The organism is Vibrio cionasavignyae, assembly GCF_050337155.1.
Lineage (GTDB): Bacteria > Pseudomonadota > Gammaproteobacteria > Enterobacterales > Vibrionaceae > Vibrio > Vibrio nomapromontoriensis.
On record NZ_JAKJSR010000014.1, the window covers coordinates 200,375 to 226,351 of the forward strand.

The following is a 25,977-nucleotide window of genomic DNA, read 5'->3' on the forward strand; positions in this document are numbered from 1 at the left end:
AATTAAGGAGTGACTTACTTAATTACTTATGGATATGCTGCTGCGCTTTGTTATAAACAAGCGTAAACCACGCGGTAAATTCATCGCGGTGAGTAAGTAACCTAGCGTCGAGATCGGCTTCTTTCCACCACTTGCAGTCGCTAGCTTCATCGGGATTTAACTGGGTACTAATGTCATCAATATTAGCAATCACCACATGGTCGAGCTCGTTTTCTGTTAGACCATTAGAAAATTTGGCGCAGTAGCTAATGTGCCCAATCTCTTCAAAATTCAATGTATCTTCAATTCCCATCTCTTCATAAAGGCGGCGAGAAGAAGCCTGTGTGATTTTCTCGTCAGGACGTGGATGAGAGCAGCACGTATTGGTCCATAGGCCACCGCTATGGTATTTACTGATAGCTCGCTTTTGTAGTAAATACTCAAATCCATCGCTGGTTTCACGATAAAGCAATACGGAAAACGCCAAATGCCTTAGGCCTAATCGATGAGCGTTTAACTTTTCTTCTACACCAATTTGATTGCCTAATCGATCTACAATGATCACTACATCGTCATACATATCGTTTGCCTTATCGCTTTATATAAAGTGAGCAAAGCTCCAAGCCTTGTTTACTTGTAAAGATAGCTCACGATGCTCCTTTCGCGAGTGGCGGCGACTATAGCATAATTCTATTTCTAGAACGCCAGTTAAAATAAGCGTAGTGTTGACGATTTTCAGAAGAATCTAATGCACACCTAGTCAATGTGATGATTGGCTAGGTGTGCATTAAGACATGGCGGGTGGACTGTTAGGCCTTCTTGACGGCAAAATTAAGAAGCATAAGCAGAGCTATTGGAAATAGAGAAGCAACTAGCATCCACGTCCAGCCTTGTGAGAACAACACAATGCCAGCGCCTAGTGATCCGGCAGCCTGAAACGTAGTAATGGAAAAGTCATTCACCGCTTGGACTTTAAATCGTTCATGAGATTGATAGGTTTGAGGTAGTAAACTGGTTCCGCCTATAAATAAAAAGTTCCAACCAATTCCCAAAGCAACAAGCGCCCACCAGTAATGATGTACAGAATGGCCAGCTAAGCCAACAGCGATACAGCCAAGGAAAATCACACACCCTACCGTGATAAGCCTATAGAGACCAATGCGCTTAATAATTAATGGGGTGATTAGAGAAGGGAGGTACATGGCCATAACGTGGCTCTGAATAACCCACTTTGCACTTTGGATATCGTGCCCATGCTCCGACATTGCCAGCGGTGTTGCTGTCATTAAAAATGCCATCACCGCATAGGCTGTCAATCCAGAACCGATCGATAGCCATAATATTGGCTGTTGAAAAAGCTGTGGGATGGTACGCATAGGCCCCGAATTGCTATCGGTTTCTCTAACCTCGAGCGGCTTCATAGCGATAGCTAAAATACACGCCCCTACCGCTTCGAGTATTCCTAGAGCAACATAGGCATTGGCAAATTCCGAGTCGAATACGGCGACCATTTGCCCTAAATTTAATAGCTCCGGACCTACCCATGCTGCGGCGATTCCGCCGACCAAAACTAAACTAATAACGGATGGATGTTGAGAAGGGCTGTTACAGCTCTCTATCGCCGCAAAGCGGTATTGGCCTACATAGGAGAGTTGGGTACCCAAGATAAAAGTGCTGAGAGTAAAGCCCCAAAAGTGACCTTGTTCAATGTTCCAACTGGCAAAAAACGCGGCTAGGCTACTGACGATTGCAGCAATAATAAAAGCATTCTTCCGACCGATAAGACGTTGAACTTTTGCAGCAGGGAAAACATTCAGTGAGACGCCAAGGATCAAAGTGGTGACAGGTAGCGTCGCATAAGCGGGTGAATCGTGCAGGGCTGCACCAATAATACCACCAAGAAACACATTGAGTGCTCCAACGGATAGCACAAAAGGTTGAACGGTCGCGAGTAACCAAGCATTCCATGGCAGGTTTTTCATTGAGTAGTATCCGGAGTTGGGGCTAAGACACTGACTGTTGTACAAGAAATATCTATAAAATGAAAGAAAAAGGCCTTGATAGTTGAATATCAAGGCCTTATCAAGCTGTTAGCTGTTAGCTGTTAGCTGCTTGCAGTTCTGCCTTAGCTTGTTTCTGAGCTAGGAACTTAGCGATAACGGTCACACCAGCAATGTACATTGCACCACCTAGTAGGCCTGTTGCCATCCAAGAGAAGCCGTGCTCAACAACGTGATCTTTATGTAGGATACACATAACAACGTACGCGAACGTAATGTAGCTAAACGCAAAGTGTGCGACAGGGCCTAAACCGATGGTAATCAGTACTACGCCACCTACATAGATGTAAAATGCGTTTAGGCCACCTACGTACGGTGCTAATGCGCCAAGAACAGAAGGGATTAACATACCCATTGCAATACCAGCGATGCCAGCTGCAAAAATGTTCTTTAGTTTGCTTAGATCGAATTTTGCTTCAAAGAAGAAAATAAGCGCAAGGAAAGCTGGCCATTTGTCGTGAATACCAAGCTCTTGAAGAATAGCGGTGCCCGCGACAATCCAAAGTGTAAGTAGGACAGTTTTTGTAATATGTGCAGAATTGAATACTTGATTCATGTTCAGGTTCTCTGTAGGGAGTAAAGTAAAACGGTTTGGGCGCGCATTCTATAGACACATGGATTTCGGGTCACTAGGGGGTGTGAGGCAACTATCTGAATTATTGGAATAAGCAGCCGTACGGTATCGATTGTGTGTATTGTTGTTTAAAATGTAAGCAGTGGTATTTGAGTGTTAGATATGTTGGTGAGCAAAATTGTGCTTGATGCATTATATAGTGGCTGAGAATACTATTTTTTGTACTGATGAAATGGGGTTGGCGTGTTTTGGGAGGGTATGTTTAGTGAAGGTTTCGGTGGCAAACGAATAACACTTAATCACAACCAAAGAGGTGTGATTAAGTGTTATATGTAGGGTGTTTTCAATGCTCAGTATCAGCGCTGCGATTATGCAGCGTTATTCTTTACCGCAGACGGCTTCGCTTCATCGTCTGATTGAGAAGTATCACTTAACACATCGGCAAGTGTTGATTTTGAAAGGTGACCTTGTAAGTCGCCGTTGTCGTCGACAACAGGCAGTGGATGATCACTGTCTAGTGTTTCAGGTATAACGGCTTCAAGTAGCGCATCACTTTGAACGGCAGGGACATCGTCAAGCATCTGAGACGGGATTTCTTTGTGATAATCTTTTTGCTCGACTTGGTCTAACGTTTCTTGCGTAATTACACCTTGGTAACCATCATCGTTGACGACATAACCATAGTCTTCTGACGATCGGCGCATTTGTGTAATCGCTTCCCCCAGTGTTTCTGCGGTAATACGAGCAATAGGCGGCTGCATAACAGTTTCAACAGTAAGTGCTCTTGCTCGATTGACGTCTTTTACGAATGCTTCGACGTAATCATCGGCTGGGTTTAACAAGATATCTACCGGCTTATCTTGCTGGACGACAACACCATCACGAAGAATTGCAATGCGATCACCGATTCGTAGTGCTTCATCCAAATCATGGGTAATAAAGATGATGGTTTTATGTAGTTTCTCTTGCAGTTCGATCAGTTGATCTTGCATTTCACTTCGAATTAACGGGTCGAGTGCAGAAAAGGCTTCATCCATTAGCAAAATATCGGCGTCAGTACATAGTGCTCGAGCTAGCCCGACACGTTGCTGTTGTCCACCAGAGAGTTGGCTAGGGTATTGTTGCTCATACCCATCAAGCCCTACGGTTCTAATCCATTCTCCCGCTTTTGCGTAACGGTCTTCTTTACTTAAACCTTGAATTTGCAATCCATAAGCGACGTTGTCGATAACGGTTTTGTGCGGTAGTAGCCCGAAACGCTGGAATACCATCGACATCTTATGACGTCTGAAGTCACGTAGCTCTTGGTTAGAGAGTTTCATTACATCGGAACCATCGACGATGATTTCGCCTTCTGATGGATCTATGAGGCGGTTAAAGTGACGAATCATCGTCGACTTACCAGAACCCGATAATCCCATAATAACGAATATCTCACCGGGATAAATATCAAGATTAATATTTTGCAGCCCAAGGGTATGACCGGTTCTAGCAAGAAGATCATCTTTGCTTTCGCCGTCTTTCACCGCTTGTAAGTAGGATTTGTCTTTCGGGCCGAAGATCTTGTACAGATTTTTGATCTGAATAATAGGTTGAGGCTGAGTCATTAGTCTCGTCCTCCTAAATGTGCTTGCGTACGCTTAGCATAGCTTTGCGAGACGCGGTCAAAGATAATAGCCAGAGCTACGATAGCGAGGCCGTTTAGAAGACCAAGAGTAAAGTATTGGTTAGTAATAGATTTAAGTACCGGTTGACCTAATCCCTTAACACCAATCATGGACGCAATGACCACCATTGCTAGCGCCATCATAATCGTTTGGTTAATCCCTGCCATAATATTTGGCATCGCCAGTGGCACCTGTACACCAAATAAACGCTGCATCGGACTTGCGCCATAGGCCGTAGAGGCTTCTAACACATCTTTATCAACTAAGCGTATTCCAAGATCGGTTAAACGGATAACCGGTGGAATCGCATAGATAACAACAGCAATAACGCCCGGAATTTTACCGATGCCGAGTAGCATAACGACGGGTATAAGATAAACGAAAGCGGGCATCGTTTGCATGATATCGAGAATCGGGGTGATGACGGCTCGGGCTTTTTTCGATTGCGCCATTAGTATCCCTGTGGGAATACCCAGGGCAATAGCGACAAAGGTTGAGACGAGAATGATACTCATGGTTCGCATGGTATTGTCCCACATACCAAAGAAACCAATCAAAAAGAAGGCGACGGCAACGGAAAGGGTGAGCTTCCACGAGCGACTAGCGACATAAGCCAGCCCTGCCAAAATGCCAATGATAAGCCACCATGGACTACCGAGAAGCAGTTTTTCAAACCAAATTAGGAAGCTTAGAAGAGGATCGAATAACGATTCAATCGTGTCTCCGTATTCTCTGGAGAACTCTCTATATGCACCATCAAGTGTTTTTCGTATATCGAGTAGTTGTTTTCTATCAAGTTGAGGAATTTCACTCAACCAGCTGGCATCGGACATCTGTCACTCCTTGACCACTTATGCCACTATTTTTTGCCATTTTAATGCATCACCACAAAGGCTTGTCATTGGTTACCCCTTAAAAGGAAAACCATGGCTCAATAGCAAAAAAGGTCGCTTGGTTTAGCATCTTTGCCTAAAAGGTGAAGAATTACGCTAATCCAAAGGCGACCATACTTATCTTTCTTATAAAGAGAGCATTGATCGAAACAGGTAACACTCGTCAATGATCAATGCTCGTTCGCTACGATGAATAGTAATTACGCTCGAATTACAATGCGTCGATAGCAGCTTGCACTTTAGCGGCAACATCAGCAGGTAGCCAAGCAGCCCATGTATCTTTGTATTCTTTCATGAAATGCTCAGCGGCAAATTCACCGTCAGCTTGCTCATCTTCCATCCAAGCCAGTAGACCATTCATTTGCTCATTGCTGAACTCACGTTTAGCGAAGTATTCCATCGCGGCTGGCGAGTTTTCTGCAAATGACGTTGTCACAACCGTTTCTACAACAGAAGGTGGGTACATTGTCGCTGTAGGGGTTAAACAGTCTTCACTGGTAATACACTCTTTGAAGTGTTCAGCGTCAACGCCACTGCCGAAATCGACCTTAACCATTTTGTATTTACCCAATACAGCAGTCGGTGCCCAGTAGTAGCCAAACCATGCTTCGCCACGCTCGTAAGCTTTAGCGATTGAACCAGATAAGCCAGCGCCTGAACCTGGATCAATGACTTCGAATCCAGCGTCTTCTAAATTAAGTGCGGTAAATAGATTGCCTGCTGAAATTTGGCAGTTCCAGCCTGCTGGACAGGAATAAAAGCCTGACTTAGCTGGATCTTCAGGGTGGTTGAAGAGCTTGGCATTAGCGATTACGCCTTCAATGGTTGCAAGAGATGGATCTTTTTCTACCATATAAGCGGGTACCCAATAGCCTTCTTCTCCGCCATCAGACAGTGTTGTACCTGCGTATTTAATACGACCTTCTTTTACACCCGCATCCAGTGCTTCACGCATGGAGTTACTCCAAAACTCAGGGGCAATATCTGGCTGACCTTTTGAAATCATGGATGCGCCAGTTGGCATGGTATCGCCAGGAACAAGTTCTGTTGGGCAGTCATAACCGTTTTCTAGGATAAACTTATCGATATTGGCAATGAGAGTAGCTGAGTTCCAGTTCATGTCAGCGATGGTGACGGGTTCACATTCACTAGCAGAGACGGTTTGGAGGGATGAAGCGACGAACAGTGAAGAGATTAGCAATTTCCTTGCAAGGTGTTTCATAATGATTTTCCATATCAGGGTTCACAATTAAGTATATGAAATATGAAAAAATATTACAAACCTCATTCACATTCTGTTCACACCTAGATCACTAATTGTCAATTAATGTTGATTTAATATGCGATCGGTTGCGTCTTTTTTCTCGTTTAGTTAGCCATATAATAGGCACTACGATCATCAAGGTTCCGATTGCCATGAAGATATCAGGCATCTCCCCAAACCATAATAGACCAACAGCCACAGCGCCAATCAGTCCGCTGTATTCGGCACTGGCGATTTTATTGCTGTCTACGGCACGATACGTCAACACGCACGTCGCGGCGTATATCAAAATAAAAGTACTTGAAGCTGCTGCGGTAGGAAAGGCGCTCCAGTCCCATGCCTCGCCCTCCAAATACACCAAACACAGGGATACTGGGATGCCAACTAGGTTAGTAATGAGCAGGGTGTGCACGACAGATTGTTCTTTCGGTAATTTACGGATAAGCAAATTGTTCACGGCAATAGTTAATGCGACCACCAAAGCAGCAAGGGCGGCAAAATCGATTTGATCGGGTCGAATAATTACCAGGACTCCAGCAAATCCCATTATTGCCGCAGCAATGGTTTGTGAAGAGAGTTTTTCGCCAAAGAACAGGGCAGCCAGCGGCAACATCATTAACGGTGCGGCATAAAAAATCGCGTTAGCGGTGGCTAAAGGCATGGATGAAATGGCATAAACCATGAATACCGCGCCAAACAGCCAGACATGCGCGCGGACAATGTGCCATTTAAGCCCTGCAGTTAGGTTCTTCGGCTTACTAAGCAAAAAGAGAGGTAATAAAAGCAATACCGCTGAAATCTGACGAAAGAAAACGAATTGGAAGACCGCTACATCATTGCCCACACTCTTAATCATCGCATCAGACAAAATCGCAATTTGGTTTCCAAAAACAAGCAATAACATTGCGGTGGTGACTGACATAGTTTTCATAGAATTCTCCTTCGTAGCTTTACCAGAGGATAGGGATCTTTTAGGATGAAGTTAAATGATAAATATTGTCTTAGCATGAGGTATTTAGATAATGAAGCTACCTCCATTGAGAGCGGTGCACTGTTTTGAGTCAGTGGCTCGAAATTTAAGCTTTTCGACCGCCGCGGTAGAGTTGAGCGTCACGCAAAGTGCAGTGAGCCATCAGATTCGCCTACTTGAGGATTATTTGGGTGAGGTACTGTTTATCCGACAAGGGAGAAAATTGACCTTATCGGAATGTGGCGAGCAGTACTTAGAAGAAGTGAGTCCTGCTATCGCGTCTATTGCCAAAGCAAGCCAACGAATTAGAGAGGGTGAGCAAGGGACGATCCGTTTGGCTCTATATAGCTCTCTCGCCGTAAAATGGCTAATACCACGATTGTCGGAATTCAAGCGACTGTACCCAGATATTGAGTTGACGTTAAACATGGTGGCGGAGGATCCTGATCTTTCCGACAAAACCGGAGATTGCTTCATTACCGTTGAACAGCCCGCGCGAAATTACGTCGCTGAACCGCTATATAACGAAGTTCTTTATCCGGTTTGTAGCCAAAAAATATGGAAAGAAATCCACGATAAACCGTTACCAGAAGCAATCTGGAACTACCCGATACTGTCAACCGACTCGGTGTTTCGGGAAAGGGGCAGAGATTGGCAAAAGTGGTGCGAAGCAGGGGGTATCACGCTGCCTAAAGACCTCGATATGCAGCATTTTAGTCATATGTTGTTGGCTGTGGAAGCGGCTAAATATGACCAAGGCATCACGTTTGCTAATGGCTATATGATGACTGAGAGAGATCTGCAAGATTTAGTCATGATACCGTCACATGGTTTAGAAACAGGGGACAATTTTTACTTTGTTTATAAAACCAGTCGAGCTCGTCAACCTGAAATCAAAAAGTTGGCGAATTGGCTACAACAGCAATGCGTCTAATAGTGCGTGGATTGCGATTTACTAGCTATGGCGGCGAAGGTCCTGACACTACGCAGCAGACAGCGTGAGCGTCAGGAAATTTCGATTAAACCATTTCTTCTACTTGATGGGTGTTATGCAGCAGTTGCAGCACTTTATCGATAGAAAAATCTTTATCGACCGCTAAGGTGAATTCACACAGTGCCACTTTAATGATCAACACATTTAATTCGGGAAAGTTGGGGTGCGGCTTCAATGAGATACTTTCGATAAGCCCCAAACGTATAAAGGTATGACCAAATTTATAATTGGCATCCTTGATATCAATAATGTGTTTGCCCTGATTGGCGATGATCAAATCGACGCCATCGGTCATGATCATCGATCGGAGAAGTTTGTACTGCACGAAGTTATGGTATAAATCCATGAGGCTACTTCGTTTTCGTTCAGTGAGAGAGAACTCGCTTTGATAGGCTAAAATGTGCAAAGGGTCTAGTGCTTTTTCTGTGCCGCAATAGAAGCTGTAGGTCACTTTGTCTTGCAAACTGTGGTCATTTAACTCATTGGAAACTGGGTAACGCGTACGTGGTGATACCATTTCGCGTAGCAGTTTGATGACATGGCTAGCAACGTCTTGAGAGACAAGATTGTACTTGATCACCATTTCACCTTGAATGGACTGTAGTCCGATATAATTATCGAGTAAATCTCCTCCATGAGTGAGAAAGAGCACATCGGTATACCACATTTTTTCAGCCTGAATACGCTCGCCATCTATCTTCAGATGCAAAATGAAGTCTTTTTGAATAATGACCACTTCAGGGTAGAGCAACATACCCGGTTTCATGTTCCTACGTTCTTGATGAACAGGTATTTTGAAACTGTAGACGGCATCGTCAAAGAAATGCTGTTGCTCGGAAAATTGCGGAGGAATATCTTGTTCAGATTTGATTTCGACCAACCAAGGGCCGAACTGGTCATACTCTTTTTTTAGGTCGTACATACCTTACCTTCCTTGCTGTCTAGTAATTAATCAATACAACTCTATGTAAAATAATAGCACTTTGTTGTGATCTTTCTCGAAAGACACTAGAAAGGGTATGGGTATGAGCGGAAAATAAAAGAGAAATGGCGCGTTCTTGGTTCCTAGAGGTCGGTATGAGATTAGTGTGAGGAGGGAAGGGGCCGGAGAAAGAGGAAACAAGAGAAATGGCCTCTTGTTTCCATGTTTAGTAGGGCTTCTTTATTTGGAATTAGTTGTTTGGAGTTAGCTGTTTAGGCTGTCCTTAGTTAGAAAAATACTGCCGCGCCAAGGAAGAAGTGAGTGTTCCTGCCATAGTAGTCATGAATCCCACCTGTTACCCAATTGGTTGAGTTGTTTAACGTGACAGCATCAGAGTATGACTCTAGGTAGACCTCTCCCCAAGGAACAGGCGCCCATGCGGTGCCAAGGTTAAACATGGATGTTTTGGTAGCAACGGCATTGGTGTTGTTGTCTCGCTCAATGCCAAACTCGTACCCGCCATAAATGCGCACAGATTCTGAAACATATAGGTTTGCGCCTAGACCAAAGTTGTCGGTGGTGGTATTTAAGTCGGTCCCACCGGTGCCGTTGCGAGCTTCAAATCGTTCAAATCTAGCAGACAGGGAAGCACCGCCGTCTAAAAAGTGGTGCTCTACGCCAAGTGCCAACTGTTTGATATTGGCATTACTTAGGGTGATCTCTTGGTCTGCATCGCCGAGTAAATCAATCACTTTTCCTGAGATATCATTGGCTTGGTTATAGGCTGCGACAAAATAAGTACCAAAGGATGTAGTGTAACTAGTGGCCGCGCCAAAACCACTATCGATGGTGATTTCGTCACTCACTGCCGGTAGAAATGCACCAAAGTTCAAACGGTTACCAAATCCAATGTGGTCTTCGGACCGCTTGGCTTGATATTGCAGCCCAATATAGAAGTTATCGGTTTCTTTTTTCCATATCAGGGTGTTTTTAGTTCGACGACTGCCCAGCTGGTCTGACTGCATCATGTTTAATCCGCCCGCAAAATAGGCGTAGTAACCGACGTCGGATTTTACATAGGGGCTTTCTTGGCGACCAATCGTAATGTCGCCATAGGTCGTATGGCCAAAGCCTACATAGGTTTGTCGCTGGGCTAAAGCGACATCGGATTCATCGGATTGAGTGCCAAAGTTGACATCGTATTCAAGTTTAGCAATGGCGCGATAATCTCCGAGCGTATGGGTGACGTCGAATCCAATCCAAGAGCCGGGATCCTCGATATAGAGGTTACCCGATTCGTAACCAATGGCGCTGCCACTCCCCATAGGAGATTCTGGGTCATAATGATAACTACTTAGGTGGGCAGCAATAGCGCCGTACATCGTCAGCTCTGTGTTGTCATCACTGTAGAGCTCTACTGCAGTGGAAGAAAAAGTTGCCAAAGTTAGCAGGGAAAGGGCGTGCGAAAAATTTAAATGCTTCATATTTTTGTACTTAAATTAGGTAATTAAAAGCGAGTGTTTGTTTAAAACACTAGCGACTACTTTATTAATTAGGTAATACTTCGATTATTGATATGTATAATATTTGTTAATATGACCAATCGTCTTAATAACCAGTAATAATCACAAGCAGTCTATTAATAAAATGCCATTGCATTCATGAGGGTTATCACAGTTTATTTTTTTATAAGTTTTTATGCATTCGATTATCAGGGTGTAATTGAGGTGTTGTATTAATAAGTTTAATTGATGGGGCAGCTTGTTTGATTTGTGAGCAAAATAGTTGATGGAACTTTAATAGAAATGACGATTTAGTGTTGTTGGAGAGATGTAAAAAAAGCCCTTAAGGGAACTTAAGGGCTGGAATGGTCGATACGTTTTATCTAGATTAGGCTTAGAAGAATACCGCTGCACCTAGGAAGAAGTGTGTGCCTTTTGACTCTGCACCAATTTCACCGGTCGTATAGTTAGCTGCTTTGTTTAGCTTAAGATCATCAGTGTAGCTCTCTAGGTACACTTCACCCCATGGTACTGGCGCCCACGCTGTACCAATATTAAACATTGAGACTTCTGAAGTAGTTGAATCTGTTTTATTATCGGTTTCCTTGGCCATTTCATATCCACCATAAATACGTACACTCTCAGATACATATAGGTTGGCACCTAGGCCGAAGTTATGTGTGCTACTGTCAAACGCGTTAAGACCATCTTTAGCTTCGAATTGCTCAAATCGAGCTGATAACGATAAAGCACCGTCCATTAGGTGCTGTTCAATAGCGATAGCATATTGCTTAATGTCTGCGTCTGTTGCAGTGATATTTCCTGATTGCGTTACACCATAATCACCTTCTGATAGGTAGTCGTACATTTTACCGTTGATACCATTCGCTTGGTTGTAAGAAACGGCCACGTAAGTTGCAGTGTCAAATGTATAAGTTACTGCAGCACCGAATCCATCATCAATTTGGATTGCAGGCCCGTATTTCAACTTAGTACCGTCGAACTCACCACCAACCAAGAAAGAACCAAAGTTCAATCCATTACCAAACTTAATGTTGTCTACAGAACGTTTCGCTTGGTATTGAAGACCCACGTACAAGTTGTCAAAATCGTGTTGCCATACAATCGTGTTTGGTGAGCGGCGGCTGCCTAGTTCATCGGATTGCATCATATTTAAACCGCCTGCCCAGTAGGCGTAGTAACCTTTATCTGTCTTCATGTATGGGCTTTCTTGGCGACCAATGGTAACACTACCAAAGTCTTCATGACGAAAGCCTGCGTAAGTGATTCGGTCGCTAAGGGCTTCTTGTTCCGTGAAATCAGCATTGATGTCCGTTTTGGTACCAAAGTTCACATCCCACTCTAAACGTGCCAGTGCTGACCATTTACCGATAGTGTGCGTTACATCAAAACCAAAATAAGAGCCCGGGTCTTCAATATGGGTGGCATCGCTGTTGTAGTCGAGACCTGCGGGGTTACCAATAATCGTTGATTCATCGTAATCGTACTTGCTGACTTGTGCAGCAATAGCACCTGTCATATTAACAACGGTTCCTTCGTTATTATAAAGCTCAATCGCACCAGCTTGCGAAGCGGCAAATACACTGATTGCAAGTGTCGAAAGTTTAAATAGACCTTTCATATTTATTTCCTTTTTATTGTTATCCATTTTGGGAGTTTATTACCCCATTTAAAAATAAATTCTATTTTTAAATACCACTGTTGGGGGACAGGTTTACATATTGCTAGTATTTCAGTTTTGTATATTTTTCTTGAATTCCAGCTCGCGAATTCATCTACGTGCCATTTGAGTTAAGTGTAAAATATTTCTTTCAAACAGGTGTTTAATCTAGGTCACATAAATTGGACCGATGATTTTCTAACTATTATGTTTATCAATAGTTGGTAGGGGGTAACTGGCAGAAAATAAGATTGATGTTAACTGGATGTTTCTCGTTATAACTGCATGGTTTTTAATTTAGTTTTTTATATTACTTCTGTGAATGATAAAAATAACTCTTTGGGGTTATAAGCTTGAGGCTTTGAAGGTGGCTGAGTGTGTCAGGCGCAAGTCTTTTGCGTGGGGGATGAGGTTGCTTTGGTTATGTTGATGATTTTTTACCTTTTTAGATGTGGTTTTGGGGCGAGCTATGGGATAAATGAGGGTGCTATCCACCAAATGCGGTAATTAGCCATTGAGGGTGAGGTGAAACAAGCTTAGGATATCGGCAGGCTAATATAAGGAGTAAACCTATGGTTTCAACAGTGGTTTCAGCATCTGATTCAAAAGCAGTTTCGAAAGTCACCACCGCGCCAAGTGGGCCAGAATTATCACAGTTGGTTCAAGGGTATTGGCGACTAGCCGATTGGGGAATGACCCCTCAGGAACGATTGACCTTTCTCAAACAGCATATCGCACTAGGCGTGACGACCGTTGATCACGCAGACATTTATGGTAACTATGAATGTGAGCAGTTGTTTGGTGAAGCGTTAGCGTTAGATAGCCAGATCAGGGATGAGATTCAAATCATTACTAAATGTGATATTAATCTATGCAGCGAAAAATTCGCTGATCGCAAGATTAATCATTATGACACCAGTGCAAAACACATCTACCAGTCTGTAGATAATTCATTGCAGCGACTTGGGATTAATGAAATTGACGTGTTATTGATACACCGTCCGGATGTGTTGATGGACGCTGATGAAGTGGCAGAAGCGTTTACCGAGCTGCATAAAGTCGGCAAGGTGAAGCATTTTGGTGTCTCGAACTTCTCTCCTCGTCAATTTGATCTACTTCAATCCCGTCTAAGTAAGCCACTAGTCACAAACCAAGTGGAAATTAATCCGTTGAATTTTGACGTTGCTCACGACGGCACGCTGGATCAGTTGCAACAGCTACGTGTTTCTCCAATGGCATGGTCTACGCTTGCAGGTGGCGAAATATTCTCTGGGCAGTCAGATCAAGCGCAACGTGTACGCGGTGAACTTGAAGCGATTCGTCAAGAAGTGGGCGCAAGTAGTATCGACCAAGTTATCTTTGCCTGGGTTAGACGTTTACCTTCAAATCCATTACCAATTATCGGTTCAGGGAAAATTGACCGTGTTCAAGCGGCTGTCGAAGCGATGGACATCGAACTTACTCGTGAACAATGGTACCGAGTTTGGGTTGCGTCTAAAGGTCATGGTGTGCCATAACCATCATTCGATAAACGGGCATTAACAAACAGAGACGAATTGAATTTTTTAACGTTTCCGTTTAGCGCCTTAAAAACAACCGCACGTGCTAGGTCTAACTACCTAAATGAAGTCACTTCATTATGCCGTGCGGTTTTTTGTGCCTGAAATCTGACTCACCCTTTGTCTGTCAATAAAAGACTACGGCTCCATCAAATTATTTGTTTCTTTCTTTATGTGTTCTTTACCATAGAACCATAGAACCATAGAACCATAGAACCATAGAACCATAGAACCATAGAACCATAGAACCATAGAACATCTTAGAAACGACTAGAAATGAGTATGTCGTTAAAGTACGCACTCTGATTGTTCTTTCTTGCATTGTTATGTTATAACGTAACAAATTTACGTGATTCGCTCATTACCTATGTTGTACAGACCCTTTCCTTTGGCCATTAGCATAATTTGTTTCATTGTTATTCTTGTTGGCATGATACTCACCAGTGGTCGCTCCTTTATTGCAGATGCCTTCTCACTCGCTACTTACGCGCAGAACGACGACTACACCGTAAAAGTCACCCCGTTTGATACCAAGGTTTTGCTTGATTCAGATCTTGAATCGGCATCAGAGCTCAACATGGCCAATGTTGAACGTATCCATTACCTTATTCAATCCGGCGACTCGTTAAGTACGATTTTCGAAACGCTGTCCCTGCCGCTCGCAACGATACCTGAACTGTTGTCGGCGGATATCTCAGATTTAAAGCTCGATAATCTTGTGCCAAAGAAGCGCTTAGAGTTTGTTGTCGATAGGTCAACAAGTCAGCTCATCGCACTGACTTATCACCATAGCCTTGTTGAACGATCAGTCTATTCTCGTATCAACAATGATGAAGAACCAAACCAGACACTGTTTCATTATGACTTCATAGAAGAGCAGGGGCAGTGGAAGCCGCGTATGTACATAGGCGAAATTGTTGGAAGTTTCTCTGTATCTGCCAATAAGCAAGGGTTGAGCTCTCGCCAAATCGCCATTATCAACCGTGTCATGGCAGAGAAAATTAACTTTGCTCGGGATTTACGACATGGCGACCGATTTGAAGTATTGGTGAATGAACAGTACCTAGGTTCGCATTCAACCGGAAACGCTGAGATACAAGGTGTACGCTTTTATTTAGCGAGGGGCGTTGTGTCGGCTTTTTTAGCTGAAGATGGACGATTTTATGATCGTGATGGCAACAGTTTAGAGCAGGCTTTTAACCGATACCCCATTGCTAAAGAATATCGCAGAATTACATCGCCTTTTAATCGCCACAGAAAACACCCAGTCACGGGAAGGATAACTCCTCACAACGGTACTGATTTTGCCACTCCGGTTGGTACGCCAATATATTCCATAGGAGATGGAAAAGTGCTGGCGTTAAAAGAGCATCCTTACGCAGGAAAATACTTAGTGATAGAACACAATAGTATCTATAAAACGCGCTATCTGCATTTAAGTCGATTTTTGGTAAAACCGGGTGAATTTGTTAAGCGAGGCCAAAAGGTCGCTTTGTCTGGTGCTTCTGGTCGTCTTACTGGCGCACATCTTCATTTTGAGGTGCTGGTGCGTAACCGCCCAGTTGATCCAATGCGTGTTGATTTGCCATTAGCACAATCGATAGCAGATAAAGAGCAAGATTCGTTCGCGATGTTGATTGCTACGTTTGATGATGTGTCTTCAGAGCATTGGTTGCGTCGTAATGAGGAGCAGGCGGATCAGCATGCTTCATAGATACGAAGATATTATGATGACAAAAAGTAGAATCATGACATTCGTATCGTTGCTGATGGCTGCGCTGTTACTGTCATCCGTTTGCTATGCTCACCCTCACTCTTGGATAAGTCATACCCTAACCATTCATGGTGAAGGAACTAAGATGGAGAGTCTTGAAATGGAGTGGGTGTTTGATCCATTCACCAGTGCCTATGCGTTGGATGGCGACTTTTCTATCTTCGAGAGTGAGGAGCGTGCATCACAAGAAGCGCGGCGTTTAATGTCGAATTTGCTCAATACTCATTATTTTACCTATTTGTACTTGAACGGAACACCGCTTAAATTTCGAATACCCACATCGTACTCCTTAACAAAACGTGGCAAGCGAATGGTACTAGTATTTTTGTTGCCGCTATCCAAATCAGTTGAACTCTCGAACCAAAGTTTGGCCATTCAGACCTATGACAATACGTATTTCATTGATATCGCGTGGAAATCAGCGCAATCGGTTAAGCTGAGTTCGGCAGTATCTTCGCAATGCCACATTGGCTTAGCACAACCCTCGCCATCGCAAGACATTCAAAATTACGCCATGTCGCTTGCAAGAGACAGCGAAGAAGACGCGGATCTGGGCCAGCATTTTAGCCAAACCGTGAGTATATATTGTGGTAAATAATCGACATCGAATTAAGCTTGGTTGCACGATAGTGCTTTTAAGCGTGTTGCTGATAGGTGGACTGTATTGGATTGCTGAGAACTGGGTTTACCTTCGTTGGAGTTTTCTATCGCTGCAACGGACGTTGTTAGAGCACCTCACTGACGCCCTTGAGGTGAATCAGCCAGAAGAAGGGGGGCAATTGTTCAGCGTAAGTGGGTGGAGCGGCTCACAATGGCTGGTGGTTCTTGCTGTTTGTGGCTACGGTTTTGTCCACTCACTGGGTCCTGGTCATGGTAAGTCGGTATTGCTTATTGCTATGCACGCCTCTAAACCGACGTTACGCCGGATAGCTGGTTTTGCTTTGGTAATCAATGTCGTACAGGGGATGAGTACTTGGCTGGTGGCATCTGCCTTGCAGTGGGTTTTAGTCTTAGGGTTTAAAGACACCATAACGTTAGTGGGCAATCTTAATCAGTGGGTTGGTGCAGGTATGCTCGCAATCGGGCTATTTGGCGTACTTAAACGAGTGGTATTTTTGTTGAGGCAAAGCGATCAAGTAAAGCAGATTGAACCGTCCATGCTATTTACTAGCAGAGCGTCCAATATTTCGTCATCCTATGGGGTAATGCTGGTTGTGGCGCTTCGGCCATGTCTAAGTACTAGCCTTATATTTCTCTATACCGCTATGTGGTTCGAACAATCCATTGCAAACCTATTGTTAATTGCCAGCTTTGTGGGCAGTTTTTTATCTTTGCTGTTGGTCTCTATTTTAGCGCTAAGTGTCCAACGCCGCTTTGTCGTTCAAAAAAAAGACAACGGGGCAGAGCCACCAGCGCATGAAAACTGGCAAAGTATAACCGTGCTAGCAATTAATCTCTTTTATATGGGGCTAGGCTGGACATTGTTAGTAAATGCAAAGGTGACAATGTCACCGATATTCTAGTGGTATGATTTTGAGGTAGTGCGTTACCTAAAGGCGCGGGTCTGTCTCGAGAGACAGGGTTGGCGAATACAAAAACGCTCTCATGAAAGAGAGCGTTTTATTGAGTGACTTTTGAGCGGATAGCGGTAATAACTAGCGCTTATTCTTCAAATAGCGCTTACGGCGTTCTTCTTTTTTCTTAATTTTCGCTTCTGTCTTACGAGCTTCTTCAATCTCGACTTCAATCAACTCTTTGGTGATCATTTCAGGCAGCTCAAGCGTAATTTGTCCAAGTGTGCCACTGCGTAGCTCATGCAACAAAATCTCAGAAGCTTTGTGAAGATTGACACGACCACCGGATTGCAGCGCACCACGCTTCTTACCAATCAACTCCATGAGTTCTAGGTCAGATTCTGGTAGCTCTTCATCAATCTGGTAGCGCTCTTTAAGTCGCTCTGCATAGTACTGCGCAAGGTATTCAACCGTATAAAAGGCCACTTCATCGTATTCAATCGCGGTATCTTTTACTGCACCGGTAGCCGCAAGGCGGAATCCACTGTGCGGGTTTTCCACTTTTGGCCACAGTACTCCTGGGGTATCAGACAGCACGACCCCATTTTGCAGGTTGATTCGTTGCTGGCGGCGAGTAACCGCAGGCTGGTTACCAGTTACGGCGATAGTGCGACCCGCCAGGCTATTGATGATGGTGGATTTACCCACGTTAGGGATACCCATGATCATGGTGCGAATGTTTTTACCAATCGCTTCGCGATTTGGAGCCAGCTTTCGACAGAGCTCAAGAATCTGCTGCACTTCGTGCTGATTACTGGTGGTAATCGCAATGGCTTTCACACCTTGCTCTTTTTCTAAGTGTGCAATCCACAACTCAGTTTTTTCTGGATCGGCTAAGTCACGTTTGTTCAACACTTTAACGACGGGCTTATCGCCACGTAGGCTCGCGATCGTTGGGTTCTCACTACTAAAAGGGATTCGAGCATCAAGGACTTCGATGATGACATCGACTTGCGGAATCACTTCCTCAATTTCTTTAAGTGCCTTGTGCATGTGGCCCGGAAACCATTGAATGGACATGAATGAAAACCTCAGTGTTAAATTTTTTGCCCATTTTAGGGGGATCTTACAGATAGTAAAGGGTTAGCGCTGTTTGATTGCCATTTTTGCCAATAAAAATGGCAATCAACGGATGGCAAGGGGTATGTAGGGAGGTTTTGCCTGTCGAAACAAAAGTGGCAGTGGGCAATAGGTATGCGTTTGTGAGGCATATCAGTCAGGGGCGTGGTCATTGAAGTTTGATAGAAGGTGTCCGTTTCCAACCTATTAAACTCTTGGTCTTAATATCAGTAATAACTGCTTAATACTACAAATAGTGAATAACACTCACCTGTAAACAGTATGGAATTTGTTTTTACAATATGGATTTGAAGGAAAGGGAGATTAACATTGAAGTGGTAACCCCTATGATGTCGAAGAAGCCTATACCCCATGTGAGATAATATAAATAATAGTGCTGATACGGGAAGAAATATCAATGACAGCAGTTGAAACCCTATAATAATGGGTAATGTATACTCTTCTACGTCATTAACCACCATTTTATACTGATATACTTGGTAGATAAGAAAATGCTGCACCAGCAATGTTATTTAGGTAGCGCGGTATAGCTTAGTTAGATAGTATTTCAATACCATGTAAGTTCAAGCCGTAAGTAGTATGACAAGTATAGTCGAGTAGTAGCATGACTTTCTTATTTTGGGCTTGAGCTGCCATAAGTACAGAAACGAACTGTTGCATGAAAGTTATGCTGGTACCATAATAATAAGTGGCTAACTGTTGTGTATTGGTGACATCACATGTTGTATTTGGCGTTTCGGTAACGTGAACTGACATACGGTGATTACCATCCCAATACCTAGCAACTTTATCGACCGTATAGGGACCATACCATTTTTGACCGGACCCTGCATTGGTGGTGGCATGTAAGTTGAGTGATACCAAGCTAGCCAGTAATAATAGTAACGTGTATTTCATTGGTTAACCTATTTAGTTATTTGTCAATTATCCAGAGGCAATAAAAACACCCACACTGCTAAGGTAATAATACCGAGTGCCTACTTATGTAAGGTGTGGTGTATAAAAGAAGCGTGACGATATCATATATATTCACCATTGCAATGGATATTTTACTATTTATGATTTCGTAGGTTCTATTTTGCGACAAATTGAATAGTTTAATAAATATTTCCATGTGCGACTCTGCAATTTTTAGTAGTGTTGCTATTTCATCCGGTCACGAATGTATATTTAACTATGATTACTCATACCAAATTTTTCATAATGTCAGGTTTGCTGGCAGCATTCCTATTGGTGGTGGTTATCAATGGGGTTGGATTGATAAATGACAGTGTTGATGCATCCGAAGTGCTTAGCGAAGAAGTGAAAGTAAAGAATATAACACTCAGTGAGCATGCTGAATATCCACCCCCCGTCATTCAATTACAACAACTCGTGATGGACCGTTTGAAAAAACACCCTGAATTATTACGTGCTACGAATATCGACAATATTAAAGTAATGCCAGAAACGATGAGCGACAGTCATAGAATAATAGCACTACGTCAGCGGTTGAATACGCTAATAATAACAAATAACGAGTCAACTAAATAATGGATGCGAAGAATAATATGCTGCGTCAGGGCGTTTTAGGTCAGTTTGCTAAGGTGGCTATCGGAGTCGTGCTAGCTCTTTTAGTCAGTCATGCTAGCGCGCAGAGCTTAGATAACGCCACCATTAGTTTAGCCGGTCAATATCGCACCAGCGGGGGGCAGGCAGGGTATACACTTCCGATAGAAGCATTACCCGGACGGGCAGGGGTTCAGCCAGAACTTGCCTTCAGTTATCGCAGCGATAGAGGGAACGGAACGCTTGGGGTGGGCTGGCAGATAAGGGGACTGTCGGCTATCTCTCGTTGTGGTCAAAACCTGTTATCGGATGATCAGTGGGGCGGTGTTAACTTCAACAACGACGACCGCTACTGCCTTGATGGCCAGCGCTTGATTGCGGTGACCGGAAATGATGGCGGACATCACACAGAATATCGAGTTAAAAAAAATGGCTACGCTAAGGTTGTCTCATATGGTTCGGTTGAGGGCGCTCCCGACTACTTTATGGTGTGGAAAAAAGATGGCAGCGTGTTCGAATATGGTAAACACAGCGGTGCGAAAGCCAAACTTCCAAGCAGTGATGTGACTTACCAATGGTTAATGAATAAGCAGAGCGATGTTACCCGTAATAACGTTCTGGATTATCGCTACACTCAGCCTAATGGCTCAACTGTACCGCTTATCGAAGAGATTGACTATGTGGGTGGGAAGCTGACTTTCACCTATGCGGCGCGTCAAGATACGCAACGTGTTTATTTAGGCGGCAAGGCGATCATTAAAAACCAACGCTTGACGGAGCTAACGGTCTATAACAGCGTTAATGCGAGAGTGGGAAGTTATCAACTTAGCTATAAAGCCATCCCAATGAGTGGCCGCTCACTGCTAGAAAAAATCCAGTATTGTGTTTCTAATCACTGTGCCACTCCCATTACTTTTGACTGGCAAAATCATGACAAAGTTGGGTTTAGTCATGCTGAGACAACGGATTATAACGCCCCTCGCTTTTATGATGTAGACGGAAACGGGAAAGATAATCTTTACGGCGTTATCAGCCAAAACCGCAGTACCGGCAAGATGGTTATCCGAGATTTAGCTGGAAATACGCACGGTAATATTAGTGCGTTAACGTTAAAGGGCAGTGTGCTATCGCCCTCATTGGGGTTGAACAATTGTAGCGTGAACGCCGCGTCCTCTTACAGTGATGGCGAAGGCAATTTAGTGACCTATTGCCGTTTTAGTAGCTGTGGCGGAGATTCATGTAAATATCCCTCTAAAGGTGTGAATGCAGGGGACTTTAATGGTGATGGAAGTGGCGAGCTTATAAACGGTTTCTTGGTCGCAGACTTTAACGGTGATGGCCGTGATGACAAACACCGTTTTGATATTCCTAATGGCGACTATCGCTATGAACTTTCTAATGGACTCTCAGGGAGTTTATCATCGCCTGGCGGAAGGGTACTTAAGAGTCTTGCTGATATTAACCGCGACGGTTATCTAGACGTGTTTACTGGGCCGGCAACTGGATCGGGTCATTTATATCTGCATCAGTTTACGGGTACGGGCTTTGCCCCTCCAATCAAACTAGAATTGCAAATAAACAGCGATGACGATGTTCGTTTGGCGGATATCACAGGGGACGGCTACCCAGAACTGGTCCATAAAGGCAAGTTTTACCGCAACCTGTACGGTGCCATTGCCACTGTACAAAGCTTGCAGCGTTTTGATGAGGGCCTAGACCCTAATGCATCAACCGACATAACGTCGGTTCAAGAGCTAGCACCGCCAATTTTAGATGTCGGCAATGACGTGTATGCTGTGCGCGATATTAACGGCGACGGATGGGCTGACATTCTGACTCGTGAAAACGATGATGCTAAGGTGAGTATTCGTTACTCGGTATCAAAAGTGCAGGATAAAATCACTCGTTTCAATGAGTTTGGCTTGGTCTACCAAGTGACTTATCGACCCGCAAGCGACAGTTTGGTGCATCAAAAGGATGATATTGCTAATAACACGCTTGATGCTTTTCCCTATAAGCAGTTGACCCCCGCCCGATATTTAGTCGCTCAGGTGCAAAAGCAACCGCAAGGCTACGATACCACCCGTTATATCTACCACTACCAAGGGGCCAGATCGCATCTACAAGGCGGCGGCTTCCTCGGCTTTGCCTCCATTACCGAAACAGAAATGGCGTCGGTTATCACAGAAACCGTGACCGAGTACAAGCAAGATGACCCCAAGCTGGCTGGCAACCCGGTTCGTACACAGGTTTTTAAAGTGGCGCTGAGCTCGCCGAGCACTAAACAGCGAATATCAGATGTTCGCTATGAATACCAACTCGAATCGTACTTAGGCTATCAGGCGAAGTACTATCAAACTTATGCTAACAAGGTCACCAAGAATTGGTACAGCCCCGGCCAAGAAGTGCTGGATAAGCAAGAGCTAACAACCCGTACTTTAGATCGTTTTGGTAACCCCACAAGCGAAGTCACTACCTTTACCAGTGGCCATAGTGGAGCCGGTTCGTATACACGTACGACTAACCTGGCCTATCTATCGACAGGATCTAACCAGACTCGCTTTGTCTATACCTTAAATCAGCAAGCTGGCAGCGTGGTGCCATCTACGTTGAGCCAGTATTCTGCGGGATTAACACGGTATTGCGCAGACAGCGGCGAGACTTACTTTAAACCTAATGATGTATTTGTATTGATAGGTAGCCCGTCCACGCCTATTTTAGCAAAACGTTATGATGAGTATTTTAAATACCGTTCGGTAAGCCTAAGTGACAATACGGATGGTGCGAGCGAATTTTCTGGTGATTTAGTCAGCGTATCAAAAGCCCAATTTGATGCTGCTAATGTCTACCAATGTGGACAAGTGAGCGTTACCCATCCTCACGGTAATCAAAGCGCCATGCTGGTCGCCAATGAGACATCGGGAGCTGAAATTGTCACCGAAAGCCCAAACCAGTTTTGGAAGTTGGCGGCAGTAGTGAAGGAAACAAGCACGCTACATGACGGTGTGTCTTCGCGTACCATTGAAAGTAATCTGCAATATCATGAAAACGGCTTGCTCGCATCTCGTACTACGAAAGGAAACACGTACGGATCCACCAGTACTAGGTTGGAAGATAATTCAAAAACGGAGAGTTACCAGTACGATCGCTACGGAAATCTGACGGCTTCTACGGCATCCGGGACAGGTTTTGGTTCTCGAACCACATCCTTTACCTATACCGATAATCTGTATCCCGCGACCACAACAAACTCCAAAGGGCATGTAAGCCAAACAGTATATGATGCTAATGGGCGCTTAACTCGTACAACCGCGGCATTAAAGGGCCGCATGACCACCTATCGATATGATGCGTTTGGGCGTACCGTAAGCGAAACGTTACCAGGAGAAGGAAATACCAACTCAACCGACTACCAACTTGGTGCCAAGTGTCCTTATACCACAGCAGAAACTGTGAGTTGTGCTATCGCAGAGTCGGCGACGGGCGGCAAGCAAGTGACTCTGTATGATTATGCTGGACGAGAAGTTCGTCGTTTGCATCAGGGTTTTAATGGACAATGGGTTAGCATTCGTACCACTTGGGATCTCAATGGGCGCAAAGTCGCAATGACTCGACCACACTTTGTACGCCAACATAACGCACCGACAGTGACCTTTCGCTATGATTTGCTTAATCGAGAAATTGAAAAGTCAGAGCCTGCCAGTAGTGGCAAGCAAGCCGTGTTTATTACGTCATACCGGGGCCTGAGTACAGATGCGCTAGACGCAAAAGGAAACAAACACACCACGATCGCCAATGTGATGGGTTATATCACCCAGAAAAGTGAATCATTAAGCGCCAGCCAAACCTATACCTACTATCCAGATGGTAAATTGCACACCAGCACGGATTCAGCGGGTAATATCACAACCATCAATTACGATAGTCTTGGCCATCGCAGTAAGCTTATTGATCCGGATATGGGGACTTGGGTATACCGTTATAACGCCCTTGGTGAATTAACGTATAAACGCGATGCCAACAATATAGCAACGACGATCGTCTACGATAGCCTAGGTCGTAAAGTCAGCCAGAAAGAAGGTTCAGTTACCTCTATATGGCAGTATGATGGCAATAGCGCTCTAGGATCGCTGACTCGTTTTAGTGGCCGTGGGCAGAGTACAGATTATACCTATACTTCCCAAGGTCTGCCGCTGGAGGTAGTGGTGACTGTCGGTGATGAGCGCTTTGCAACTCAGTACTCCTATGATGGTTATGAACGAGTGACTCAGGAGGAACGCCCAAACGGTGGTGCGGGGGCGACAAGTGAACGCTTAGCTGTACAGTATGTGTACAACCCTTATGGTTACCTGTCTGCGGTACGCAGCCCACGCAGCGCAGCAGATAGTGAGTTTAGTGCCGCTAAGTTTCGTGGCGAGATTAAACAACTACTCGACGAAGCGATCGCGTTGGCGAATAGCTATTTAGGTCGCGCAGAAAAGTATAGCCAACAAAAAACATTTTATGAGGACAAGGCCCAAACACTGCGCAGTGGTATTTTGAATGAACACCAACTTGATAAAGCGTCTATCGCAAGCCTCGCTGGCGCTCACAAATTCGCCCAGTGGTGCACCGATACTGGTGAGTGCTATCTGCGCCCAATGGGGTGGGTGCTAATAGGTCCAAGTCCTATTATCCCGGTAGAGGCCGTGATTGAAGGAAGGGCCTATCGCTTTGACACCGCTTATTACCAGACAACGTCGGGGACACGTTTACATAATGCGACACTGACGCCAATTAATCCTGCTGAATTAGACGCACAGACACTGATCAAAACCCATGACTTTGTTGTCAAAGATAGAGGCAATGGTCAGCAATCTTTATTAAGTAGTGAAGATGTGTATGTCGCGTCGCTCGACAGCGCCACTGAGCAAGAGTTGGCTTACACTAAGCACGATTTGGATGAAGCCGCCAAACTAGCCGCGAGCAAACAGAAGCACTATACCGATCTTGCAGATAGCCTCATCACTATGGCAGAACAAGTTGCGGTGCTTAGTGGTCTGTACTGTGATGATGCAAAAAAACTAGGCGGTAAACATAGCCGGATGGCGAGCTATTGGGGGGGCTGTGGTAAACCAAATGAGTTTGGTCAAGCAGACTATTTGCAGTTGGTACTTGATCAGTCGCAGCTAGAAGCGTCGGCGTTAAGTGGCGCTTACCTATACTATTGGCAACGTCAGGATACCGACGCCTACGATCACACGTTAGCAGAAGTGTTGGGGAATGGCTTAGTCAATAGTTACCAACATAATATAGCAACAGGTCGCCCAGAGCAGATTGTAACCCGCAATGGCAGCACCAATATCCGAGAGTTGCATTACCGTTATGATGAACACAATAATGTGACCTATCGTCATGACCTTAACTTAGGTATTACAGACAACTGGACCTATGACGCGCAAGACAGGGTGTATAGTAACACTATAGCGGTAGCGGATACCGCTCGACATGGTGTGAATAACCCCGACCTTAGCCGCCCGTTTGCTTTTCGCTATGACAAGTTGGGTAACATCACCTCAAAGACAGGAGTGGGGGCGTATACCTACAGCAAAATAAACGCTGGCCCACACGCGGTGACTCAGGCTAATGGGCTTAATTACCAATACGATAAAGTGGGTAATCTGCTGCGCACCTACAAAGAGGGCAGTAGTGTTAGCGAGCGCTCTTTGACTTGGACAGAGTTCAACAAACCCGCGTCGATTACCCGTAACGGCAATACGGTGGCGTTTTCTTACGACGCGAACCACAACCGTTATTTGAAGCAAAGCAGCGATGGCAGCGAAACCTTCTATTTTGGTAAAACGTACGAGCGCATTCAAACCAATGATGGCGAAACACAACATAAGCACTTTGTTTACGCGGATGGCAAGCTTATTGCGCTTAATACTCAGATACGT

The 25,977-nt window shown here is 44.5% G+C and carries 19 protein-coding genes; 7 read left to right on the plus strand and 12 right to left on the minus strand.

What is annotated here, in order from left to right:
• Positions 1–22: 22 nt before the first annotated feature.
• The 7 genes from idi to L4D74_RS11515 form a co-directional block, all read right to left on the minus strand.
• On the minus strand, positions 23–559 hold the full coding sequence (idi, locus tag L4D74_RS11485) for an isopentenyl-diphosphate Delta-isomerase (protein WP_428752240.1): 537 nt from the start codon (positions 557–559) through the stop codon (positions 23–25).
• Positions 560–788: 229 nt separating this feature from the next.
• Positions 789–1,961 carry an MFS transporter gene (locus tag L4D74_RS11490; RefSeq protein ID WP_428752241.1) on the minus strand — a complete coding sequence of 391 codons (1,173 nt, stop codon included), beginning with the start codon at positions 1,959–1,961 and terminating at the stop codon, positions 789–791.
• 115 nt (positions 1,962–2,076) lie between these two features.
• The gene (locus tag L4D74_RS11495; protein WP_428752242.1) at positions 2,077–2,595 is read right to left on the minus strand and encodes a hypothetical protein; all 519 of its coding nucleotides are present in this window, start codon (positions 2,593–2,595) and stop codon (positions 2,077–2,079) included.
• A 386-nt stretch (positions 2,596–2,981) separates the two neighbouring features.
• Positions 2,982–4,220: a quaternary amine ABC transporter ATP-binding protein gene (locus L4D74_RS11500; protein ID WP_428752243.1), complete on the minus strand. Its 1,239-nt coding sequence runs from the start codon at positions 4,218–4,220 to the stop codon at positions 2,982–2,984.
• Positions 4,220–5,113, minus strand: coding sequence for an ABC transporter permease (locus tag L4D74_RS11505; RefSeq protein ID WP_428752244.1), 894 nt, complete (start codon positions 5,111–5,113; stop codon positions 4,220–4,222). Before L4D74_RS11505 ends, L4D74_RS11500 begins: the two co-directional genes overlap by 1 nt.
• A 271-nt stretch (positions 5,114–5,384) precedes the next feature.
• Complete coding sequence (locus L4D74_RS11510; RefSeq protein ID WP_428752245.1) at positions 5,385–6,395, minus strand: ABC transporter substrate-binding protein; 1,011 nt, start codon at positions 6,393–6,395, stop codon at positions 5,385–5,387.
• A 91-nt stretch (positions 6,396–6,486) separates the two neighbouring features.
• Positions 6,487–7,368, minus strand: a complete 882-nt coding sequence (locus L4D74_RS11515) for a DMT family transporter (protein WP_428752246.1) — start codon at positions 7,366–7,368, stop codon at positions 6,487–6,489.
• A 91-nt stretch (positions 7,369–7,459) separates the two neighbouring features.
• Between L4D74_RS11515 and L4D74_RS11520 the strand changes: the two genes are divergently transcribed.
• Positions 7,460–8,341, plus strand: coding sequence for a LysR substrate-binding domain-containing protein (locus L4D74_RS11520; protein WP_428752247.1), 882 nt, complete (start codon positions 7,460–7,462; stop codon positions 8,339–8,341).
• 85 nt (positions 8,342–8,426) lie between these two features.
• Here L4D74_RS11520 and L4D74_RS11525 read toward each other — a convergent pair whose 3' ends face one another.
• The 3 genes from L4D74_RS11525 to L4D74_RS11535 all read right to left on the minus strand — a co-directional run bounded on the left by L4D74_RS11525 (position 8,427) and on the right by L4D74_RS11535 (position 12,467).
• Positions 8,427–9,323, minus strand: coding sequence for a hypothetical protein (locus L4D74_RS11525; RefSeq protein ID WP_428752248.1), 897 nt, complete (start codon positions 9,321–9,323; stop codon positions 8,427–8,429).
• A gap of 287 nt (positions 9,324–9,610) precedes the next feature.
• On the minus strand, positions 9,611–10,807 hold the full coding sequence (locus tag L4D74_RS11530; RefSeq protein WP_428752249.1) for a porin: 1,197 nt from the start codon (positions 10,805–10,807) through the stop codon (positions 9,611–9,613).
• 412 nt (positions 10,808–11,219) lie between these two features.
• On the minus strand, positions 11,220–12,467 hold the full coding sequence (locus L4D74_RS11535; protein ID WP_428752250.1) for a porin: 1,248 nt from the start codon (positions 12,465–12,467) through the stop codon (positions 11,220–11,222).
• A 611-nt stretch (positions 12,468–13,078) separates the two neighbouring features.
• Between L4D74_RS11535 and L4D74_RS11540 the strand changes: the two genes are divergently transcribed.
• The 4 genes from L4D74_RS11540 (at position 13,079) to L4D74_RS11555 (ending at position 17,362) form a co-directional block, all read left to right on the plus strand.
• A complete protein-coding gene (locus L4D74_RS11540; RefSeq protein ID WP_428752251.1) occupies positions 13,079–14,023 on the plus strand; it encodes an aldo/keto reductase in 945 nt (314 codons plus the stop codon).
• Between the two features lie 472 nt (positions 14,024–14,495).
• On the plus strand, positions 14,496–15,779 hold the full coding sequence (locus L4D74_RS11545; protein ID WP_428752269.1) for a peptidoglycan DD-metalloendopeptidase family protein: 1,284 nt from the start codon (positions 14,496–14,498) through the stop codon (positions 15,777–15,779).
• A gap of 13 nt (positions 15,780–15,792) precedes the next feature.
• On the plus strand, positions 15,793–16,437 hold the full coding sequence (locus L4D74_RS11550; protein WP_428752252.1) for a DUF1007 family protein: 645 nt from the start codon (positions 15,793–15,795) through the stop codon (positions 16,435–16,437).
• Complete coding sequence (locus L4D74_RS11555; protein WP_428752253.1) at positions 16,427–17,362, plus strand: hypothetical protein; 936 nt, start codon at positions 16,427–16,429, stop codon at positions 17,360–17,362. Before L4D74_RS11550 ends, L4D74_RS11555 begins: the two co-directional genes overlap by 11 nt.
• A gap of 132 nt (positions 17,363–17,494) precedes the next feature.
• Here the strand turns inward: L4D74_RS11555 and ylqF are convergent, their stop codons facing one another.
• Complete coding sequence (ylqF, locus tag L4D74_RS11560; RefSeq protein ID WP_428752254.1) at positions 17,495–18,433, minus strand: ribosome biogenesis GTPase YlqF; 939 nt, start codon at positions 18,431–18,433, stop codon at positions 17,495–17,497.
• Positions 18,434–19,024: 591 nt separating this feature from the next.
• Positions 19,025–19,390 carry a hypothetical protein gene (locus tag L4D74_RS11565; protein ID WP_428752255.1) on the minus strand — a complete coding sequence of 122 codons (366 nt, stop codon included), beginning with the start codon at positions 19,388–19,390 and terminating at the stop codon, positions 19,025–19,027.
• Positions 19,391–19,669: 279 nt separating this feature from the next.
• On the opposite strand from L4D74_RS11565, the gene L4D74_RS11570 reads away from it, so the two are divergent.
• Positions 19,670–20,026, plus strand: a complete 357-nt coding sequence (locus L4D74_RS11570) for a hypothetical protein (protein WP_428752256.1) — start codon at positions 19,670–19,672, stop codon at positions 20,024–20,026.
• The coding region (locus L4D74_RS11575) for a SpvB/TcaC N-terminal domain-containing protein (protein ID WP_428752257.1) at positions 20,026–25,977 on the plus strand (5,952 nt) is incomplete at its 3' end. The genes L4D74_RS11570 and L4D74_RS11575, both read left to right, overlap by 1 nt.

Coding starts and splice junctions, on each gene's coding strand:
- ylqF (WP_428752254.1), bottom strand. CDS start 18,433: ATGTCCATTCAATGGTTTCCGGGCCACATGCACAAGGCACTTAAAGAA.
- L4D74_RS11505 (WP_428752244.1), bottom strand. CDS start 5,113: ATGTCCGATGCCAGCTGGTTGAGTGAAATTCCTCAACTTGATAGAAAA.
- L4D74_RS11525 (WP_428752248.1), bottom strand. CDS start 9,323: ATGTACGACCTAAAAAAAGAGTATGACCAGTTCGGCCCTTGGTTGGTC.
- L4D74_RS11545 (WP_428752269.1), top strand. CDS start 14,496: ATGATACTCACCAGTGGTCGCTCCTTTATTGCAGATGCCTTCTCACTC.
- L4D74_RS11535 (WP_428752250.1), bottom strand. CDS start 12,467: ATGAAAGGTCTATTTAAACTTTCGACACTTGCAATCAGTGTATTTGCC.
- L4D74_RS11565 (WP_428752255.1), bottom strand. CDS start 19,390: ATGAAATACACGTTACTATTATTACTGGCTAGCTTGGTATCACTCAAC.
- L4D74_RS11520 (WP_428752247.1), top strand. CDS start 7,460: ATGAAGCTACCTCCATTGAGAGCGGTGCACTGTTTTGAGTCAGTGGCT.
- L4D74_RS11500 (WP_428752243.1), bottom strand. CDS start 4,220: ATGACTCAGCCTCAACCTATTATTCAGATCAAAAATCTGTACAAGATC.
- L4D74_RS11530 (WP_428752249.1), bottom strand. CDS start 10,807: ATGAAGCATTTAAATTTTTCGCACGCCCTTTCCCTGCTAACTTTGGCA.
- L4D74_RS11550 (WP_428752252.1), top strand. CDS start 15,793: ATGATGACAAAAAGTAGAATCATGACATTCGTATCGTTGCTGATGGCT.
- L4D74_RS11515 (WP_428752246.1), bottom strand. CDS start 7,368: ATGAAAACTATGTCAGTCACCACCGCAATGTTATTGCTTGTTTTTGGA.
- L4D74_RS11540 (WP_428752251.1), top strand. CDS start 13,079: ATGGTTTCAACAGTGGTTTCAGCATCTGATTCAAAAGCAGTTTCGAAA.
- L4D74_RS11490 (WP_428752241.1), bottom strand. CDS start 1,961: ATGAAAAACCTGCCATGGAATGCTTGGTTACTCGCGACCGTTCAACCT.
- L4D74_RS11510 (WP_428752245.1), bottom strand. CDS start 6,395: ATGAAACACCTTGCAAGGAAATTGCTAATCTCTTCACTGTTCGTCGCT.
- idi (WP_428752240.1), bottom strand. CDS start 559: ATGTATGACGATGTAGTGATCATTGTAGATCGATTAGGCAATCAAATT.
- L4D74_RS11495 (WP_428752242.1), bottom strand. CDS start 2,595: ATGAATCAAGTATTCAATTCTGCACATATTACAAAAACTGTCCTACTT.
- L4D74_RS11570 (WP_428752256.1), top strand. CDS start 19,670: ATGATTACTCATACCAAATTTTTCATAATGTCAGGTTTGCTGGCAGCA.